Genomic DNA, 14,860 nt, shown 5'->3' with positions numbered 1-14,860 from the left:
TCCTATTTTTTTCCTCGTGAAAAGTTTGATAACAGAACGCAAACTAAATCTTGAATATTTTCAGCAAGAGGCAACGGCACAAGAAAATTATTGGCGATAATGACAAATGTCAGCATTTCACCATCAGCAGTTGTTACGTAACCTGATAAGGACCGAACAGAGTTGATATATCCAGTTTTAGCATGAACGTTATTCTCTGCGCGGCTGTTTTTCATTCTTCTTGAAATTGTTCCATCAACTCCGGCGATTGGCAACGATTCGTAGAAACTTTTGAAAACTTTTGATTTGTACATATATCTCAGAAGATTATTCAATTGCATTGGTGTGATAAGGTTCATTCTCGATAAACCTGATCCATCCACAATCTGAATGTTATCCGGGTCGATTCCCATTTGTTTTAAATATGGTTCCGAAGCTTTTATTCCATTTTCGGTAGTGCCAACTTTTTCATGCTTAAATCCGATTGTCTTTAACAATTGTTCTGTATAAAGGTTATTACTTCTTTTATTTATCACATTTACAATCTGATCTAGTTTGGGTGATAACTGTGAAAACAATTTTGTCATTGCAGTATAATCGAGAGCTTCAGTGAATTCATCGATATCAGCTGAATAACCTTTCACAGCGATCCCCTTGCTCTCAAGAATTTCTTTGAAGACAACCGCAGCAAATTGTGTCGGATTGTTTACAGAAATTGATTCTGTATATTTTGGTTCTGATAACCTGATTGTTCCAAAACAATGAATGAGATTTGTTCCTCGATCTCTATAAAATTCAAGTTTTGTTACGGAATCATCTTTAACCGTAGCAATGTCATTAAGTACTGTAACATATCTTGTATTAGGTCTAAATGTAATCAAAGCTTTCGAACCAATAGTTTCCCCAGGCATTATACTGACGTCAACGCAGTTATCATTGAACGATACACCACTTACGGGAGCAGAGTAATAATAAGTTTCATCATCCCAAGACCAGCCCGAGCCAAGACCCACATCATCAAATACATCGTCGTCCGCAATTATATTTCCACGAATTTCTTCGACACCGAGTTCAACAAGAGAATCAGCCCACGAAGAAAAAACATAATTTGGATCATCGTTATAGAATCTCGCAGTAATAGTAGGATCGCCGCTTCCTCTAATTACCAGATCTCCCTTTACAATTTCGTCATCGATTTTTCCCTTAAGATATAAAGAAGTCTCATATTGAAAATTTGGACCAAGATCTAAAAGTCCAACTGCACTTGTGAATAGTTTCATATTCGAGGCAGGCATGAAATTTTTATTTTCATTTCTTTTGTAGAAATATTCACCAGTGTTAAGTGATTGAATAACAACTCCCCAATGTGAATTAGAAAAATTGGGATCATTAAAAATATCATCTAAAGCTTTTGAAAAATCTTGTATCGATGGATATACTGATACCGGTTTTGGCGTGAGTGGTTGATCGGTTTGCGAAAATCCGAATTGCAGTAAAAATATAAAGAGTGGAATAGTGTATTTAATTCTTTTCATATCTTTTAATAGTTTCTTCAATTTTCGAATAGTGAATTTTCTTTACGGCTCCTAGTGGAAGTTCTTCAAGCGTGAAGCCCGCATAGTTGCTTCTGTGTAATTTCTTTACTTCATAACCCAATTTAGCAAAAATTCTTTTTACAACTCTGTTTCTTCCTTCTTGCAAAGTAATTTTAACTTTGAACGGATTAGATTTATTTATATTTATCTCTTCAATTCTCACAGGTCCGTCTTCCAAATCAATTTTTTTTAATCCAGCTAATCGTGCTGCTGATGCCTCTTTGCCTAAAGTTGCAATATAATCACGAGAAACTTTATTTTTTGGATGAGTTAATAAATTTGCGAAGTCCCCATCATTTGTCAAAAGTAAAACACCAGTCGTATCGCGGTCCAATCTGCCAATTGGAAAAACTCGTTGTTTGATTTTCAGGATATCAAAAATTGTCTTGCGGTTTTTTTCATCCTTTAAAGTTGTAATGTAACCTGCAGGTTTGTGAAATAGATAATAAACCGGCTTTGTTTTTTTTATCCCCTCTCCATCGACAAATATGGAATCTTTTGCTGGGTCAATTTTCATTCCCAATTCTGAAACTTGTCTTCTATTAACTTGAATCCTGCCTTCTTTAATAAGTTCATCGGCAGTTCTTCGTGAACAAACGCCGTTTTCAGAAAGATATTTATTCAGTCTCACTAGCATTATCATCACTTTCAAATTTCAATTCACCAGTTCCATTACCTCCGGAGTCTTCATCGAACACTTCGTTCTCAATTTCCTCTTCGAGGACATTCATTAAAATTTTTCTTCTCTGTTCTTGAAACTCGTCATCATTCATAATTTCATCCATTTCTCTTGGCTTGGGGAGATCGGTTATATCACCAATGCCAAAGTATTTCAAGAATTCATCTGTCGTAGTATAAAGCAGTGGTCTTCCGACAGTCTCAGCTCGACCTTTTATGCATATTAAATTTTTTTCTAAAAGCGTTGAGAGAATATATTCAGCTCCAACACCTCTGATTCTCTCAATTTCAGGTTTTGTAATTGGTTGTCTGTATGCCACAATCGCTAAGGTCTCCAGAGCTGCTTGTGAAAGTCTTTTCTTTCTACGCTCGGTGTTCATGAATCCGACAAACTTAGAAAATTCGGGGATTGTAGCGAATTGAAAACCTTTTGCAATTTTAATAATCCTGAATGCCATCTCATTCTTTTCATAAAATTCATTTAGCTCGGAAATGGCATTTTGAATTTCTTCAATATACTTTTCGCCATTTTCATCACGCGTTACTGACTTTATCACTTCAACAATTGCATTAATATCCATCGGTTCATCCGATGCAAAGATTAAAGCTTCAACTATATTCTTTAAATTTTCAATCATGCTTTTGCAATAATAAAATTATTCGGATTCTCCCCGCCTCGTATTTGAATAGTTTGACTTTTCACTAATTCGAGAAGTACAATAAATGTAACAATTACTCGTATCTTTTCTACCATGCCATTGACCAATTCACTAAAATCTATTTCAGCTTTCTCGGCCAGTTTGTTCAGAATAAATTGGACTTGTTCTTCTGCACTGACGGTTAATTTCCTTACCTGATGTTCGGTAATTTTTGGTAGATCATCAATTACTTTTTTAAAAGCTTTTGATAGATCGTAAAGCGTAATATTTTTCAGCAAAACATCGAAATCGTGTGGTTCATGTGCTTCATCAAGCTCAAAGTACTTTCGAAATGTAATTCGTCTTCTGCGGGATTCCAGATCGCTAAGATCGCCGGTCATTTCTTTATAACGCATATATTCAAGCAGACGCTGTACAAGTTCTTCACGAGGATCGATTTCTTCCCCCTTCTCGTTGACTTCACGAGGTAAAAGCATTCTGGCTTTAATGTGCATCAATGTACTTGCCATCATTATAAACTCACCGGCAATTTCGAGATCAAGTTCATCAATTTGATGCATGTATTCTAAAAATTCTTTAAGAATAACTGAAATTGGGATATCATAAATATCGAGTTCATCACGCTTTATAAAAAATAAAAGAAGATCCAGCGGACCTTCGAAATCTTTTAATGAAATTTTATACATAAGATAATTGAATCATCCAAATTTCATTTTTTCGCGTACTTCACCCATTGTCTCATTTGCTTTACTTTTTGCACGCTCTTCCCCATCATATAAAATATCTGTAATAAGTTTTGGCTGTTTCTCCAGCTCGAGTCTTCTCTCTCTAATCGGTTTAAAGTATTCAGAAATTTTTTCTGCACAACTTAATTTGCAGTTTACGCATCCGAGCACTCCGCTGCGGCAGTCTTTTTCGAGTGAATCGGTTTCTACCGGATTGAATTTCTTATGATAAGTGAAAACAAGACAAACTTCAGGTCGACCGGGATCATTCTTTCTTATTTTCTGAGGATCGGTAACAGCTTTTCGCAATTTATTTTTTATTTCTTCTTCACTGTCAGAAATCAAAAGAGCATTATTCAAAGATTTACTCATCTTAGCATTTCCATCAAGTCCAGGAAGTCGTGCAAAATTCGTCAGCTTTGGTTCCGGCTCAGGGAAAACTTCACCCCAAGTTAAATTGAATTTTCGTGCTATCTCTCTTGATATTTCAATGTGCGGAACTTGATCTTCACCCACAGGGACAAAATCACCTTTATATAGCAGAATATCCGCAGCCTGTAAAACAGGATAACCGAGATGTCCATACGTAATATTTTCAATGTTCAAATCACGGACTTGATCCTTCACCGTCGGATTTCTTTCAAGCCGAGCGCTTGTGATCAACATAGAAAAGATTAAATGCAGCTCGGTATGTTCCTTTATTTGTGATTGGCGGAAAACAGGACTTTTTTGAGGATCAATGCCAGATGCAATCCAATCGATTAACATATCTATTGATTCTTGATGAACTCTGCTCGTATCGAGTGAAGTTGTTAAAACATGATAGTCAGCAATAAGATGATAATTTTGGAATTCGCTTTGAAGTTTGATCCAATTTTCAAGTGCGCCAACATAATGACCGATATGCAATTTCCCCGTAGGACGCATACCGCTTAATACAATTTTTTTCATCTCTTAATTAGCTCAGATAAAGGTAAGGTTTCCACCGTTCATCAACCTGACCGACAAAATGCTTCAGGAACATAATATGACTCGGCTTGAACGGTTTTCTAATCAAAGACATTTTTGCTTCTTCGGGAGACCTATCTCCCTTTTTATTATTACAGTTAGTGCAAGCCGTTACCATGTTTTCCCATGTATCGGCACCGCCGCGTGCCTTCGGCAGTAAGTGATCAATTGTCAAAGGCAAATCTGATCTTCCGCAATATTGGCATTTATGTGAATCTCGGCGTAAAATATTTTTCCTCGACAAAATTACTTTTCTATATTTAACTGGTACATAAGAGTCTAATCGGATTATGCTTGGAAATGGAAACCGAAGCTTTGGCGAGCGTACCTCGAGACTGTCCTTCTTTGCAATGACCTCGGCTTTGTGGAGATAAACCATAACCACAGCTTTCTTTGTATTGCAGAGTGTAATTGCCTCATAGTTTTGATTCAGGACTAATACCTTTGCATTTAGTTTTCCATTGACTTGCTTTTTACCTTCAGCGAAGACTTAACCTCTTTTCTTTTTATTTATAAAATAAAATCTTCCGATAATTCTCAAAATTAGTATTACAGCCGCAAATATAATTGCAATAAATGAATATTGCATAGGAAAATTTCCTGTCCACATTAAAACTATTAGTACTACTATCACTGCCATTGCGGCATAACTTAAAATTTCAAAAAGATTTTTGTTCACCCATTAAATCCTTGTCTATGATTCCTCCTGCAAGCAGGAAACCATCGTTGTCATAAAACACAGCTGATTGACCCGGTGTTACAGCTCGTTTCGGCTCATTCAATTTAATTGTGAGATCATTTGAATTTATTACTTCAATTTTTGCTGAAGTCGCTGAATCTGAATAGCGAACTTTAACAAAAACCCTATCTCCAACATTTAAGTTTGGAATTGAAACGTAATTAAGATCTGTAACAGAAAACTTCTCACAAATAATTTCATCTTTATCCCCGAGTTCAATTATGTTATCATCAGTTGAAATCGATTTCACATAAACTGGTTTGCCGAGTGCAACGTCAACTCCGCGTCTTTGTCCAATCGTATAAAATGGAAGTCCACGGTGAGTACCGACTTTCTCGCCGTGATAAACTAAATCTCCTTCATGAACATTGATTTTCCGTTCACTAAATTTTTCAGTGAGAAATCTTTCGTAATCATCATCTGCTACGAAACAGATTTCTTGGCTTTCAGGCTTTTTGGCCGTCTTAAGTTTAAAATCCTCTGCGAGTTTTCGAACATCTTCTTTTCTTAAATCTGCAAGTGGAAAAAGTGTACGTGATAGAAATTCCTGTGTTAATCCCCACAATGCATAAGTTTGATCTTTTCTATTTAATGGGTCAGATTTCAATTTATATCTTCCGGATTTTTCATCTCTCTCGAGTTTGGCGTAATGACCCGTAGCAATGTATTCTGCACCTAATTCGTCTACTTTTTTTAGCAAGTCTCCCCACTTAACTGTGCGGTTGCAGACAACACATGGATTAGGTGTTCGTCCGTGGAGATATTCATCAATAAAATTCTCAATTACGTTTTCCTGAAAGCTTTCTGTAAAATCGACAGTGAAGTGGGGAAAGTCATATTGCACTGCAACATTCTTTGCATCGAAAATTGCATCGAGCGAACAGCAGCCGCTTTCGTATTTTGGAGCGCCTCCGACTTCCATAAATCCCCAAGTTTTCATGGTAATTCCAATAACTTCAAATCCTTCCTGTTTTAACAATACTGCTGCAACAGAAGAATCTACACCTCCGCTCATTGCAACAACTACTTTTTTATTTGAATTACCTAACATATTTATCTATAAAACTTTAACAAAGATAAAAATTATTTATAAATATTGCTCTCCACCCTTGCAAAATGTTCTTTTTTAATCTAATATTGCATCCGTGAAAACGAAAGCAATTTTGGGCTGTCTTATTTTTATTCATTTACTCGCCGTACCATTTTTACTCGCAGCAGAAAAGAATGTTATTGAAAATAAAAATTTTGAGCTGACAAGTCTCAGCAGCGATTTTCAAATCAATATTTCGCCCAAAGGTGAGACATCCAAAACTGAAAACAATTCAAACTCCTTCTCGACCTTTATTGATCCGAAAAATAGGAAGATCAAATTAACCAAATTTTCAAATTCTGCATCGCCGATTGCCGAGTTCAGTTTTGTGCTATTGGTTGAAGTTCCCACACTCACTCCATACTATACTACATTTCTCTGAACACCCCCTGTATAATTTATTAACTAATTAGTCAAGAAATTATCGTGGAGGTAAAATGCCTGCACTCGCATGGACATTTATGCTAGCGGGTTGGTCAATAATAATTGTGCTGACCCTGTATTGTGTCTATAAAATTGTTAGAACAAATAATAAAGAGAAATGAAATGGAAAATATATCAATCAAGAAACCAGAAGATACCGGAGGAAAAAAAGCGTTGCTGCAAGTAATATTATTCGTAGTATTTATTGTAATAGGAACGTTTGCAATAAAGTTCGTATTGGATTGGTTAGATTTGCCGTAATCAGGGGAACAATTATCTTGGACGGGATGATCTTCTTGATTGTCCCGTTTATTAAATTCAATTTGAAAAAATATTTTCTTCATGTTCATCAATTTTTTTCGATAAACAATTTTAAGTGATTGACATTCCTAGATGTATGCGATATATTTGTAACCATATTTATGGAAATGCTGACTGATTTCGGAAAAATACTCGTCTTTATGATCCTCGCTGCCATTTTTGTTGCTATTGCATTTATCATTAATCGATTCCTACGTCCCGCTCGACCAACTACAGAAAAATTAATGACTTATGAATGCGGTGAAAATCCTATCGGCACGCCATGGATCAAATTCAACATTCGTTTTTATGTCGTTGCTCTGATATTTCTTCTCTTTGATGTTGAAATTACATTGCTTGTTCCATGGTCTCTGATCTACAAAGAATTTGGATTCTACGGTTTTGGTGTTGGTATTCTCTTCCTCTTCATCTTAATGCTCGGGATGTTATATGAATGGCGAAAAGGTGATCTCGATTGGGTGCGTCCAGAAGTGAAGACGAATGATCTTAAAACAGTTATGGCAGATTTTGAAAATCAATACGGTTCTAAATAATGGGTTTACTAGATAAAGAATTTACCGATTCGAATATAGTTGTCGCAAAGTTTGAAGATTTGATGAATTGGGCTCGGCTCTCATCGTTATGGCAATTAGGATTCGGGCTTGCTTGCTGTGCAATTGAAATGATGGCGACTTCTGCATCGCATTATGATTTTGATAGATTCGGAGTTATTCCCCGTCCAAGTCCTCGACAGGCTGATATCATAATTATTTCCGGTACAGTCACACTTAAAATGGCATTGAGAATAAAACGGTTGTATGAACAGATCCCAGATCCGAAATATATCATTTCGATGGGAAGCTGTTCGAATTGCGGAGGTCCTTATTGGGAACATGGTTACCATGTTTTAAAAGGTGTTGATAGAGTAATCCCAGTCGATGTTTACGTGCCAGGCTGCCCGCCAAGGCCAGAAGCATTATTGGAAGGACTATTAAAACTTCAAGAAAAAATTCGCAACGAAAGATTAGTAAAGAAGACTGCTTAATGACCCCTCAAGAAATTTTAGGTTTACTACAAGAGAAATTTGCTGATCAATCCTTCGAATTAAAAGAAAATATCTCTGAGCAAATTCTGATAGTGCCAGCTTCAATTCTTAAAGAGGCTTGTTATTTTTTAAAAGATGATGAGAGACTATCATTTGATTCACTCATGAATCTGAGCGGCGTAGATTTGGCTGATGGAGAAAAGAAAACTTTTGAAGATGGTTCATTTGAATATGTGGGGGGAAATCTTGCAAGCGTTTATCATCTGCATTCAATCAATCGCGATCATAAACTTACTCTGAAAGTTATTGTACCTAAAGATAATCCACGGATTCCCACAGTAGAAAAAATTTGGCGGACTGCAGATTACCACGAACGTGAAGCTTTCGACCTATTCGGAATAGTCTATGAAGGTCATCATAATTTAATTCGAATCTTGCTCCCCTACGACTGGGAAGGATATCCGCTACGAAAAGATTATAAAGTCCCAGAATTTTATCAAGGAATGAAAGTACCTTATTAGTACTGAGTACTTAGTATTGAGATATGAGTTATAGATGCATAATTATAGAGAACTTAAAGTTTGGCAAAAGGCGAGAGAATTGGTTAAAATGATATATGATGTGACAAGCAAGTTTCCGAAAGTAGAAACTTATGGATTGACCAATCAAATCAGGAGAGCTACAGTTTCGATTGCATCTAATATTGCAGAAGGTTCTGGACATTCTTCAAAAAATGAATTCTGCCGATTCTTAGAAATTGCATATTCCTCTTCATGAGAATTGGATACTCAATTGATACTTTCAAATGATTTAAAATATCTGAATGATTCTGAATTATCAGATTTGAATAATAGAATTAACGAACTCCAAAAAATGCAAAATGGTTTAATAAATTCGATTAAAAATTAAATGTCTCAATACTCACTACTAAATACTAAAATCTGTTAATAAATATGTCCCTACGAACCGAGATAATGGTATTAAATATGGGTCCTCAACACCCATCAACTCACGGTGTGCTGAGGCTTGAAGTTAAGCTCGATGGTGAAGTCGTTGTAGAAGTAACTCCACACATTGGCTATCTACACAGATGTTTTGAAAAACATTGCGAAGCAATGAATTACCAGCAGGTTCTTCCCTACACTGATAGAATGGATTACCTCGCATCAATGTATATGAATTTCGGATATGTAGAAGGTGTTGAGAAATTCATGAACATTGAAATCCCTGAACGTGTTAAGTTCATCAGAGTGATAATGGGCGAACTTCAGCGAATTGCTTCACATCTTGTAGCTATCGGGACCTATGGAATTGATATCGGTGCATGGACTCCATTCCTTTATTGTTTTAGAGATAGAGAGAGAATACTAGATTTATTTGAAATGACTTGCGGTGCAAGACTTTTGTATAATTACATGTGGATCGGCGGCTTGTCACACGATCTCCATCCGACTTTCGTACTAAAGTGCAAAGAGTTTTTAAATGATTTTAAAAAGACGATTGTAGAATTGAACAATCTTTTAAGTACAAATAAAATTTTCATTGAGAGAACAGCGAATGTTGGAATTTTGCCTGTCGATACAGCAATTAACTTTGGTGCAACTGGTCCAGTTTTACGCGGTTCGGGCGTTAATTGGGATTTAAGAAAAAATGATCCGTATTCTATTTATGACAGATTTGATTTTGAGGTAATAACTGGAAAAGGTGAAAAAGGGACTGTAGGTGATTGCTGGGATCGCTACATGGTAAGAGTTCGTGAAATGGAACAGTGTATCAGAATAATTGAACAAGCTCTCGATCAATTGCCTGAAGGTGATATTGCTTCGGCAATGCCAAAGCGAATTAAACCGCCAGTTGGTGAATTTTATTTTCGTGTTGAGAGTCCGAAGGGAGAATTGGGCTATCATGTAATCAGTGATGGTTCATTGAATCCATTTAGAGTTAAAGTAAGAGCTCCTTCGTTTGTACATTTGCAACTAATGCCCATAATTTGTAAAGGGCATCTCGTCGCAGATATAATAGCAAATCTTGGAAGCATAGATATTGTTTTAGGAGAGATTGATAGATAATGTCTGAGTTTTTAAGAAATTTTTTAGGTAATGATATCCTTGCATTTTTCATTAGTGCTGCATTGCCCTTATTTTTATTTGTCGTCCCATTTGCCCTGTTCGCTGTTCTTGCCGAGAGAAAAGTTTCTGCATTTATGCAGGATAGAATCGGTCCGAACAGAGTTGGTCCAAAGGGATTACTTCAAACCGTTGCTGATATTATTAAGATGATGCAGAAAGAAGATTCAATTCCAAGTGCAGCTGACAGAAAATTATTTATTCTTGCACCTTACTTAGTTTTTATTGGGAGCTTTGCCGGATTTGCTGCGCTTCCCTTTTCGAGTTTTTATATTGGCTCATCAATCAATTTAGGAGTTTTTTATATTATTGCGGTTTCATCCTTGTCGGTAGTAGGAATTTTGATGGGAGGATGGGCATCGAATAATAAATATTCACTCTATGGCGCAATGAGATCTGTTTCACAAATTGTGAGCTACGAAATTCCAGCACTCCTCTCGATCATCGCAGTTGTAATGGTCATCGGCAAGTTGAATTTACATGAAATAGCTGAAATGCAAACTTCCTCATTCTTCAATTGGTACATATTCGGTGGACCGATTGAAGGGCTTCAAAAATATTTGCTCATTCCATTCATGGTTGTAGCTTTCATAATATTTTTCATTGCTTCGCTTGCAGAAGTTAATCGTACTCCCTTCGATATTCCTGAAGCAGAAGCTGAGCTTGTTGCCGGATATTATACAGAATACACACCAATGAAATTCGCGATGTTCTTCTTAGCGGAATATGCAAGTATGTTTTTAGTTGCTGCAATTTCTGTTTCTTTATTTTTTGGCGGTTGGCAGTCTCCATTTGGATATCTCGGGAATTCGCTCGAAATTAAGTGGTTAATTCCGATAGAACAATTATTGTGGTTTCTTAGCAAAGGTTTATTCTTAGTTTTTGTTCAAATGTGGCTCAGGTGGACTCTACCGAGATTAAGAGTCGATCAATTAATGAATTTGTGTTGGAAATATTTAATTCCTTACGCTTTTTTGAATTTAATAATTATAGGAATCATAACTTTAATTTAAAGTTATTGCGAAATGATAGAATACTTAAAAGATACATGGCTTGGACTTTACACTGTGCTGGTTGGAATGAAGATTACTTTTCTTCATCTATTCAAGCCAGCGGTCACAATTCAATATCCAGAAGTAAAAGTTGAACTGCCTGAACGTGTGCGTAATCGATTGTATGTTAATATGGATGATTGCATTGGTTGTGATCAATGCTCACGTGCTTGTCCGGTAAATTGTATCTCGATTGAGACTGTGAAATCTGTTCCGGGAGATGACCTCGGTTTAACTTCTCAAGGTAAGAAAAAAGCTCTCTGGGTAACCAAATTTGATATTGATATCGCAAAATGCTGTTATTGTTCACTCTGCGTTTGGCCCTGCCCCACAGACTGTATCTTCATGACAGACGTTTATGAGTTTTCTGAGTACAACAGAAACGATTTAATTTACAATTTTGTGACATTAACTAAAGAAGAAATTGAACAAAAGAAATTGAATTATCAAAAATTCGAAGAGGAGAAAGCAGCGAAAAAAGCTGCAGCTCCAAAACCGGCTCCCCCGCCAACTGATACAGGAGCAACTAATTAAATGAGCTTATACGATATAATTTTTTACCTTTTTGCGATCATTACTCTTGGTTCGGCATTAATCGTCGTATCGTCGAAAAATATTGTTCATTCTGCATTTTCACTTTTATTCACCTTTTTCGGAGTTGCAGGAATTTATGTTTTACTGAATGCAGATTTTATTGCTGTAGTTCAGTTGATTGTGTATGTCGGTGGAATTTTAATTCTTATAATTTTTGGAGTCATGCTGACTAATAAAATTACTGATGTCCAGATCAAATCAGAAACAATTCAGATTATTCCTGCAACTATCGCTGTAGGGATTTTCGCAGGTATTCTTACGGCTGCTCTGCTTAAAACAGACTGGTACACTTCAAATCCAGCTTCTTATGACCAAACGATTTTCGAAATTGGAAGACAATTAGTAACTACTTATGTACTTCCTTTTGAGCTTGCCGGAATTTTATTACTTATTGCACTTATCGGATCGGTCATGATAGCTAGAAGAGAAAAGGAGTAAGGAGGAAAAATTTTGTTACAAGTTGGATTAACACATTTTTTAGTTCTCAGTGCACTTCTATTTTCACTGGGAATTTTTGCAATCCTTACTCGAAGAAATGCGATCATGGTTCTCATGGGTATTGAGCTTGTCCTAAACTCGGCAAATATTAATTTTATAGCATTCGCTAAGTATGGTAATTTTGGGTTCTCTGGACAAATGGTAGCACTCTTTGTAATTATCTTAGCCGCTGCTGAAGCTGCTGTCGCTCTGGCGATTGTTCTAAATATTTATAAAAACTTTAATACAGTTAATGTTGATGAAATTGACGGATTGAGAGATTAATGAACGAGACTTTACTACTTCAATTATCTGCTTTTATACTCTTCCTGCCATTGTTCGGATTTGTTCTACTAATCTTTTTTGGAAAGAGAATTCCAAAAGCACATGCTGTGGAAACTACTATTATACTGGTTTCACTCGTGCTGTCTATCATTGTTGCCTTTAATAAGTTAGTTTATTTCAATGCTCAGAAATTAGTATACCAATTCGAATGGCTTAATTTTGGATACGTTCCATTTGTTGGAAGAGTTGGAATTGATCTAGGTATTATGCTCGACAATGTTACTGTTATAATGCAGTTTGTTGTTATGCTTGTAAGTTTTGTCGTTCATCTCTTTTCGCACAAATACATGGAAGGTGATCCAAAATACACAAGATATTTTGCCTATCTTGGCATTTTCACTTTCTCCATGATGGGAATTGTACTTACACACAACCTTTTAATGATGTACATCTTTTGGGAATTGGTTGGACTAAGTTCCTATCTTTTGATTGGATTTTGGTACGAGAAAAAATCTGCTGCTGATGCTGCAAAAAAAGCTTTCATAGTGAATCGAATTGGAGACCTCGGTTTCTTCGCCGGAATATTAATTCTATATGTGAACTATCACACTTTTACACTTGATACAATCTTTGCTCAGATTGCAGCAGGAAATTTACCATTTGATAGTAGTGCCTGGCTTACTGCAACGGGAATTTTATTATTCTGCGGTGCAGTTGGAAAATCTGCACAATTTCCACTTCATGTTTGGCTTCCCGATGCGATGGAAGGTCCGACTCCTGTTAGTGCATTAATTCATGCTGCCACCATGGTGGCTGCGGGAGTTTATCTCGTAGCTCGCATTTTTACTATGCTAACTGCAGATGCAATGCTCGTTATTGCCTACATCGGAGCTATAACTGCTTTTATTTCGGCCACTATTGCGATTACTCAAAATGACATTAAAAAAGTCTTAGCATATTCGACTGTCAGTCAGCTTGGATACATGATTATGGCGCTTGGAGTTGGTGCTTATACTGTTGCCTTCTTCCATTTAGTGACTCATGCATTTTTCAAAGCGTGCTTATTCCTTGGATCAGGCTCTGTGATTCATGCTATGCATCACGAGCAAGATATTCGATTCATGGGCGGATTGAGAAAGAAAATGCCGCTCACCTACTACACATTTTTAATCTCAACTCTCGCTATTTCAGGTGTACCTTTGACATCAGGATTTTTAAGTAAAGATGGAATTCTTGGTGGGACACTTGCTTTCGGAAATTTAACCGGATACTGGCTGCTTCCAACGATCGGATTTTTAGTTGCAGCGATGACTGCCTTTTATATGTTCAGATTAGTTATTTTAACCTTTCATGGTGAACCAAGAGATCATCATAAGTTTGAGCACGCACATGAATCTCCAACTACGATGGTGTTGCCACTCATTATCTTAGCAACATTATCAATCTTTATATTTTACACACCCAATCCAATAAATGCTGATGCTGGATGGTTTACTTCTTGGATTAAAACACCGCATACGGTTGTTCCAAGCAATTTATCATTTGATTTTATGATTAACGAAAATGTTGAATCAGGCGTTATCACAGCACATTCTGTTAAATATACTGAGGCTGTACATCATGCACATTCACAAGCTATGATAATTTCGCTTCTCTGTGCAGGGATTGGAATTCTTTTTGCATTCGTCATTTATCAATGGAGAAAGATAAGTGCGGATAAATTGTCAACCAGACTAAAACCATTGTACAATTTTTCATTGAACAAATGGTACTTCGATGAACTGTATGATAAAACTGCCGTAGCGTTTTCTGTTCTTCTATCAAAAGTTTTAGCGTGGTTCGATCTGAAAATTATTGATGGAATTGTAAATGGTGTTGCTTCATTAACTCGAATTTCTGCTTTTGGTACTGGCAAATTTGATAATGTTGTAATCGATGGTTTTGTGAACTTCACTGCATATGTAACAGGATTTTTCGGATTGATATTCAGAAAATTCCAAACCGGTAAAGTTCAAACGTATTTAGTTATGGTTCTTACAGGTATAATTGTTTTATTTTTTATTTTTAGGTCTTTATAGAAAACAT

At 36.3% G+C, this 14,860-nt stretch carries 17 protein-coding genes and 1 pseudogene; 11 read left to right on the top strand and 7 right to left on the bottom strand.

The window, feature by feature from the left end; genetic code table 11:
* Positions 1-2: 2 nt before the first annotated feature.
* The 7 genes from dacB to mnmA all read right to left on the bottom strand — a co-directional run bounded on the left by dacB (position 3) and on the right by mnmA (position 6,434).
* On the bottom strand, positions 3-1,514 hold the full coding sequence (gene dacB, locus FJ213_00360; GenBank protein ID MBM4174617.1) for a D-alanyl-D-alanine carboxypeptidase/D-alanyl-D-alanine-endopeptidase: 1,512 nt from the start codon (positions 1,512-1,514) through the stop codon (positions 3-5).
* Entirely contained in the window at positions 1,501-2,199 is a 699-nt protein-coding gene (locus FJ213_00355; protein ID MBM4174616.1) for an rRNA pseudouridine synthase, read from the bottom strand. Before FJ213_00355 ends, dacB begins: the two co-directional genes overlap by 14 nt.
* The gene (gene scpB / locus FJ213_00350) at positions 2,192-2,887 is read right to left on the bottom strand and encodes an SMC-Scp complex subunit ScpB (protein MBM4174615.1); all 696 of its coding nucleotides are present in this window, start codon (positions 2,885-2,887) and stop codon (positions 2,192-2,194) included. Before scpB ends, FJ213_00355 begins: the two co-directional genes overlap by 8 nt.
* Positions 2,887-3,597 carry a segregation/condensation protein A gene (locus FJ213_00345; GenBank protein ID MBM4174614.1) on the bottom strand — a complete coding sequence of 237 codons (711 nt, stop codon included), beginning with the start codon at positions 3,595-3,597 and terminating at the stop codon, positions 2,887-2,889. Before FJ213_00345 ends, scpB begins: the two co-directional genes overlap by 1 nt.
* A 12-nt stretch (positions 3,598-3,609) precedes the next feature.
* A complete protein-coding gene (trpS, locus tag FJ213_00340; protein ID MBM4174613.1) occupies positions 3,610-4,587 on the bottom strand; it encodes a tryptophan--tRNA ligase in 978 nt (325 codons plus the stop codon).
* A 7-nt stretch (positions 4,588-4,594) separates the two neighbouring features.
* The gene (locus FJ213_00335; protein MBM4174612.1) at positions 4,595-5,023 is read right to left on the bottom strand and encodes an HNH endonuclease; all 429 of its coding nucleotides are present in this window, start codon (positions 5,021-5,023) and stop codon (positions 4,595-4,597) included.
* A gap of 280 nt (positions 5,024-5,303) precedes the next feature.
* Positions 5,304-6,434, bottom strand: a complete 1,131-nt coding sequence (mnmA, locus tag FJ213_00330; protein ID MBM4174611.1) for a tRNA 2-thiouridine(34) synthase MnmA — start codon at positions 6,432-6,434, stop codon at positions 5,304-5,306.
* Positions 6,435-6,528: 94 nt separating this feature from the next.
* On the opposite strand from mnmA, the gene FJ213_00325 reads away from it, so the two are divergent.
* From FJ213_00325 to nuoL, 11 genes and pseudogenes are all read left to right on the top strand, one after another.
* Positions 6,529-6,855, top strand: a complete 327-nt coding sequence (locus FJ213_00325) for a hypothetical protein (protein MBM4174610.1) — start codon at positions 6,529-6,531, stop codon at positions 6,853-6,855.
* A gap of 469 nt (positions 6,856-7,324) precedes the next feature.
* Complete coding sequence (locus tag FJ213_00320; protein ID MBM4174609.1) at positions 7,325-7,750, top strand: NADH-quinone oxidoreductase subunit A; 426 nt, start codon at positions 7,325-7,327, stop codon at positions 7,748-7,750.
* Entirely contained in the window at positions 7,750-8,241 is a 492-nt protein-coding gene (locus FJ213_00315; protein MBM4174608.1) for an NADH-quinone oxidoreductase subunit B, read from the top strand. The genes FJ213_00320 and FJ213_00315 overlap by 1 nt, the downstream gene beginning before the upstream one ends.
* Positions 8,241-8,762, top strand: a complete 522-nt coding sequence (locus FJ213_00310) for an NADH-quinone oxidoreductase subunit C (GenBank protein MBM4174607.1) — start codon at positions 8,241-8,243, stop codon at positions 8,760-8,762. The genes FJ213_00315 and FJ213_00310 overlap by 1 nt, the downstream gene beginning before the upstream one ends.
* 34 nt (positions 8,763-8,796) lie before the next feature.
* Positions 8,797-9,150, top strand: a pseudogene (locus FJ213_00305) (four helix bundle protein).
* A gap of 44 nt (positions 9,151-9,194) precedes the next feature.
* Positions 9,195-10,310: an NADH-quinone oxidoreductase subunit D gene (locus tag FJ213_00300; GenBank protein MBM4174606.1), complete on the top strand. Its 1,116-nt coding sequence runs from the start codon at positions 9,195-9,197 to the stop codon at positions 10,308-10,310.
* Positions 10,310-11,380 carry an NADH-quinone oxidoreductase subunit NuoH gene (gene nuoH / locus FJ213_00295; GenBank protein MBM4174605.1) on the top strand — a complete coding sequence of 357 codons (1,071 nt, stop codon included), beginning with the start codon at positions 10,310-10,312 and terminating at the stop codon, positions 11,378-11,380. Before FJ213_00300 ends, nuoH begins: the two co-directional genes overlap by 1 nt.
* Before the next feature lie 12 nt (positions 11,381-11,392).
* Positions 11,393-11,953, top strand: coding sequence for an NADH-quinone oxidoreductase subunit I (locus FJ213_00290; protein MBM4174604.1), 561 nt, complete (start codon positions 11,393-11,395; stop codon positions 11,951-11,953).
* The gene (locus FJ213_00285; protein ID MBM4174603.1) at positions 11,954-12,451 is read left to right on the top strand and encodes an NADH-quinone oxidoreductase subunit J; all 498 of its coding nucleotides are present in this window, start codon (positions 11,954-11,956) and stop codon (positions 12,449-12,451) included.
* Positions 12,452-12,463: 12 nt separating this feature from the next.
* Positions 12,464-12,775: an NADH-quinone oxidoreductase subunit NuoK gene (nuoK, locus tag FJ213_00280; protein ID MBM4174602.1), complete on the top strand. Its 312-nt coding sequence runs from the start codon at positions 12,464-12,466 to the stop codon at positions 12,773-12,775.
* A complete protein-coding gene (nuoL, locus tag FJ213_00275; protein ID MBM4174601.1) occupies positions 12,775-14,853 on the top strand; it encodes an NADH-quinone oxidoreductase subunit L in 2,079 nt (692 codons plus the stop codon). The genes nuoK and nuoL overlap by 1 nt, the downstream gene beginning before the upstream one ends.
* The last annotated feature ends 7 nt before the right edge of the window (positions 14,854-14,860 follow it).

The organism is Ignavibacteria bacterium (assembly GCA_016873845.1).
Classification (GTDB): domain Bacteria; phylum Bacteroidota; class Ignavibacteria; order Ch128b; family Ch128b; genus JAHJVF01.
Note: the sequence above shows the minus strand (reverse complement) of the source record. Positions and strands in the feature narration are given on the sequence as shown.